The organism is bacterium (assembly GCA_040755795.1).
Taxonomy (GTDB): Bacteria; UBA9089; CG2-30-40-21; order CG2-30-40-21; family SBAY01; genus JBFLXS01.
Genome location: JBFLXS010000317.1, coordinates 1 through 4,869 on the forward strand (window position 1 = coordinate 1; position 4,869 = coordinate 4,869).

The 4,869-nt window shown below is 37.2% G+C and carries 5 protein-coding genes; all 5 read left to right on the plus strand.

The genetic code is table 11. The annotated features are described in order from the left end of the window. Positions 1-115 precede the first annotated feature (115 nt). The 5 genes from AB1414_15625 (at position 116) to AB1414_15645 (ending at position 4,594) form a co-directional block, all read left to right on the plus strand. Positions 116-1,684, plus strand: a complete 1,569-nt coding sequence (locus tag AB1414_15625) for an RHS repeat-associated core domain-containing protein (protein MEW6608849.1) — start codon at positions 116-118, stop codon at positions 1,682-1,684. 13 nt (positions 1,685-1,697) lie between these two features. After that, positions 1,698-2,219, plus strand: a complete 522-nt coding sequence (locus AB1414_15630) for a hypothetical protein (protein ID MEW6608850.1) — start codon at positions 1,698-1,700, stop codon at positions 2,217-2,219. A 57-nt stretch (positions 2,220-2,276) separates the two neighbouring features. Next, positions 2,277-2,705, plus strand: coding sequence for a hypothetical protein (locus tag AB1414_15635; protein ID MEW6608851.1), 429 nt, complete (start codon positions 2,277-2,279; stop codon positions 2,703-2,705). Positions 2,706-2,808: 103 nt separating this feature from the next. Further along, a complete protein-coding gene (locus AB1414_15640; GenBank protein MEW6608852.1) occupies positions 2,809-3,588 on the plus strand; it encodes a hypothetical protein in 780 nt (259 codons plus the stop codon). Between the two features lie 55 nt (positions 3,589-3,643). Then, positions 3,644-4,594, plus strand: a complete 951-nt coding sequence (locus AB1414_15645; GenBank protein MEW6608853.1) for a hypothetical protein — start codon at positions 3,644-3,646, stop codon at positions 4,592-4,594. Positions 4,595-4,869: the final 275 nt, after the last annotated feature.

A 4,869-nucleotide genomic window follows, 5' to 3' on the forward strand; every position in this document is an offset into this window, starting at 1 on the left:
TAAATCCATGTAAATTTAAGTGTAACCTCTCAAGTGCTTTATTTTAATAGAGTTATACATACATTAAAACTTCTTCCTCATCAAAGGGACTATACTTTTTCTTGTCAACAGCCTCTTGAATGTAGAATGCACTTTCAATGAATCATTCTGTCCAACGAATATCCCTGATACCCGGGCACCAAATAATATGATTGGGGTTTTCTGGCGCGATCTAGATCCATCTGAAGAAGGTAAAATTAGTTATGAGGATTTAGGGGATAGATTTGTGGTCAGCTGGCAGGATGTGCCATTATACGGTCGGACTGAAAAAGAGACATTTCAGGCGATTTTGCATTACGATGGTCGGATTGTCTTCCAATATAAAAGCTTACAAGGTGTAGATGAGTATATCAAGGTAGGGATTGAGAATAGTCAAGGGAGAAACGGGGTGGCTATTCCTTTAGCCTCGATTAGGGATGGGAAGGCGTATGAGTTGAATCTAATAGTAACTAAGATAGAGTCACCACCGGCCCAGAAGGTAACTATTACCAGTAGGACCTCGTATGTGTATGGTAATGGTCAATTGACTGCGAGGCTGCAAGAAGAGCCGCTTGGTAGCCCGGTAAAACCCTATTACTACCATAATGACCACTTAGGCTCAGCAAGGGTGATTAGTGACAAGGATGGCAAGGTAGTGGAACAAATCTTCTATTACCCTTTTGGTGGTGGTGGACCTGTCGGTGGACCAACATTTACTGGTAAGGAGTTGGATGACAGCGGCTTATTCTACTTCGGCGCCAGATACTACGACCCGGCCTTGGGGAGGTTTATTTCACCGGATCCGGTACAGGTGCCAGGAGATAATCTTTATGTTTATTGTGCAAATAACCCGCTTCGGTATGTTGATCCTGATGGTGAATGGTTTATTCCTTTTCTAATCACTGTCTTTAAAGTTTACTCAGCTGCAAGCACAATCTATAATATCTACGAAGGGTATAAATATGGAGGTCTTGAGGGGGCATTACAGGCAGGGATGGTAAGTGCTGCCTGTTGGATGATAACCAGTGGGATAGACTTTGGAAATGAGCTGTGGCAAGATATGGCTGAGGGAGCATTAGGAGGTGCTATAAGTGGTGGCATAAGTGCCGCGGTATATGGGGGAGACTTTGGCAAGGCTATGTACCAGGGTGCAGCCTGGGGTGCTGCTGGTGGTGCATTCGGTCATTGGCTTGAGAAAAAGTGGGAAGCGTACCAGTCTGAATTATATGAAGAAGCATCTAATGAATATATTGGTAGTTTACCTAAATGGGCGGCAGATTTTGGTGGGGAAGGTGGTTATTCGGGTAGTATTGTAGCTAGCGATGCAATGGGAATATTAATTAAAACTGATAATGGATACCAACTCCTCTGGACTCCAAAAGGGAAGGAGTTGATGAGAGACCATGCTATGGGGATGATTGGAGGTGGATATGGAGGAACTATTAGAAATATAACACAACGAGGGAATTTCCTAAAATCTAGCATTAATAAATCAGGTTCATGGATGAAACAATGGCTTTCTAAAGGGAAGGTTCCACCAGGGTATCAAGTTGACCATATTAAACCGTTATCTATTGGAGGAAAAGATATTCCTGAAAATATGAGATTAAAATTAAAAATGGATCATATAAGAAGGCATATACATTATCGTCCTTGGATAAAATGAAAGGAGAAAATAAGTGGAGAAATTCTATAAAGTTTTGGTTGCTAAATATTCACCAAAAAATCGGTGTTATGCAAAAGAGGGAGAAATTTTAATAATAGCTACAGAAAGAGACAAGATGAGAGGAAAATTATACAAAGATTTCCACTTTTTTGTTGGCATTAATTCAAGAACTCCATCAATGTATGGATGGGTCAAAGAAATAAAAGACGGTATTACACCTTTGGAATTAGCAGAAAGGAACTACTATGTATTAAACAAAAAAGATATGCCGAAGGAAATAATAGATGAGGAGGTAGAAAAAATAAGGAATTTTTTATCCACTATATCGAAACAAAAAGAAGAGGATGCAATGGCTGTTTCGTATACAGATGTTGGATTCCCTCCTAATAGGAAGCGAGTGCTTAAAACTCACAAAGTATTTTTCTTCCCAGCAAGAAGTGATGCAGATGATTTTAATTACGAAACAGGGGAGGAAAAGGAGGGGTTTAAAGAAGTGAAGCAGGAAGAAAGGGGTCAGACCTCGACAGGCTGTTGACATAAAGATCACAAGAATTGGCATAAAATTTATCATCCATGGAGGAGGAGGTAAATAGTGGAAAGATATTTTAAGATTTTGGTAGCAAAGAATTCGCCAGAAAATAAATGTTTTGCAAATGATGGCGAGATTTTAGTAGTAGCTACCGATAAAGACAAGATGAAAGGAAAGTTACCTAAAGAGCATCATTTTTTTGTTGGAATTGAGACAAGAACTCCATCAAGGTACGGATGGGTTAAGGAAATAAAAGAAGGGATTACAGCTTTAGAAATAGCCAAAAAGAATTATTATGGTTTAAATAAAATAGAAATAAAAGAGGCAGATATTAGCAAAGAAGATATAGAAGAATTTGAAAAAATTTTGTCTATTGTGGCAAAAGAAAAAGAGGGAACCCCAATGGCAGCTACATATTGGGAAAGAGGTATATTCAAAAACGAAAAGAAATTGGTGCTCAAGGTTCATAAAATAAAATTCTTTGAAGCATGAAGTACAAAATTCGGAGAATTCTGGGGACACAATACTTAATTTTTATTTTTTTAAATTGTTCTTTGAAAACTAAACATCCTTAAATAATAGAGACCCAAATGCTATGAGTGCACCATTCTTCAGGGATTTGAATCCTTATGCCGGTGGTAAGATTACTTACAAGGATTTAGGTGATAAATGGGTAATGAGTTGGGAAGATGTACCATTGTACTGGCCAAGAGATAAAAAAGAGACATTTCAAGTAATACTGAATGTAGACGGTTCGATTATATTTCAGTATAAAGACCTACAACATGTAGATTCTTATGTAAAAGCAGAGATAGAAGATGAGCAAGGAAAAGAGGGAATAGGAATTAGTCAAACATCACTTGCCAAGGGCAAGGCTTATGAGATAGTGCGGGTTGTCAATAAGATAGAATCGCCACCAGCAGAGAAGGTAACTATCACCAGTAAGACCTCGTATGCCTATGGCAATGGGCAGTTATGTATTAGGGTGGAGGAAAATCCGCTTGGCAGTCCAGCAAAACCATATTACTACCATAATGACCACTTAGGCTCAGCAAGGGTGATTACTGATAAAGATGGCAAGGTAGTGGAACAAATCTTCTATTACCCTTTTGGTGGTGGAGGGGCTGTAGGTGGACCAACATTTACCGGCAAGAAGTTATACGAAGGAAGTGATGATAGTTGGAGCGGAGTGAAGAAACAAGGTGATGTCTGGAGAACGAAGATATTGAGACAGAAACCATTGAAGCAGAGATACTTTGTGGATAAGAGAAGGCACCAAAAGAGCGTCTATCCCCTGTTTGAAAGAAAACAGGGAGATTTCCTTGTGGAGTCGGATACGAGAAATCTGGATACACGGTTCTGTGGAGGGACATGAAGAACTAATCTCTCTATCTACTCCACAAACAATATTATATGAGGAGGTTACTAACATGTTTAAAATGATAAAGAAAAGTATAGTTTATTTGATTATGTTAAGTATCTTAAGTACAATGATAGGAGTAAAAATAATTCAAGCACAAGGTTTAATAGAATTTACCGCAGAAGATGGGAGGAGAAGTTCAAAACAAGATGGAAGTATGATTGTATATGAATATGGAAGTGATGCATATCCTCATTTAACTTTCCTTACAAAAACCAAAGAAGAATGGGCGACATCTAAATTAAAAACTGATATTCAACGGTGTATGATTAAATTAAATTTCTTACCAACTTCAAAACTTGCTATCTATGGAAAAGTTGGTTTAGGACGATTATCTATTGGAATTGAAGATTTGGAACAAAAAGAGATAGATGTTTATGGAGATAGTTACTACTATGATATTGACTATATTCCAATAAGACTTTCTGGAAGTGGAAATTGGGGACTTACTTATGGTATTGGTATAAGGCATCAAATCTTAAAAACATCTACTTTTAAACTTTGGATAGAAGGGGAATGGAACTATTTAGAATCAAAGGATATTTATAAAGAGTATACCGAAGGGACAAATTTAGCACCAGATGATTATGAAAAAAAGGGAATATACTCAACAATCTTTGATAAGGGAAAAGTAAATGAATTTAAAGGGAATTTAGGGGTGAGTACAGATATAGGAAAGATGTCGCCTTATGGTGGAATTCTTCTTTCTTATATGAGTACTACATTAAAAGGTAAGTATACGAAATCAAGCTCATTACAAGACCTTGGAGGTCATCCTGATACTCCATATAGTGAAACATATACAAATAACCTAAAGTACAAATCAAAACCAGATGATGGGTACACATCTTTATTTGTAGGAACTAATTATAATCTGACTTCTAATTCAGGTTTCAAAGTAGAGGTAAGAGTGGGTGCAGAGAAGATTATAACAACTTCTTTCTTCCTAACACTTAAATAAAATTGGTTTTTTCAGAAATCAGTATTATCAGATTATCAGGGTCAAACCTTAAGTGAGTGTTGACAAAAGGTATAATTTCAGGTATGAGCTATCTCTTTAGATGACAAGTAGTTAGAGATAGCAGATAGAAAAGTAGGTTTGGGGTCAATTAGAACGGAACTTCCCCTCAAAGATGGACCATAAAATGGTGCTAACCTTTTAATAATCAAGGGGATAGGCAAGTTTTAGACCTTAAAAGCGTGCATACGAATATTTTTTAAAAAAATTTTATTATT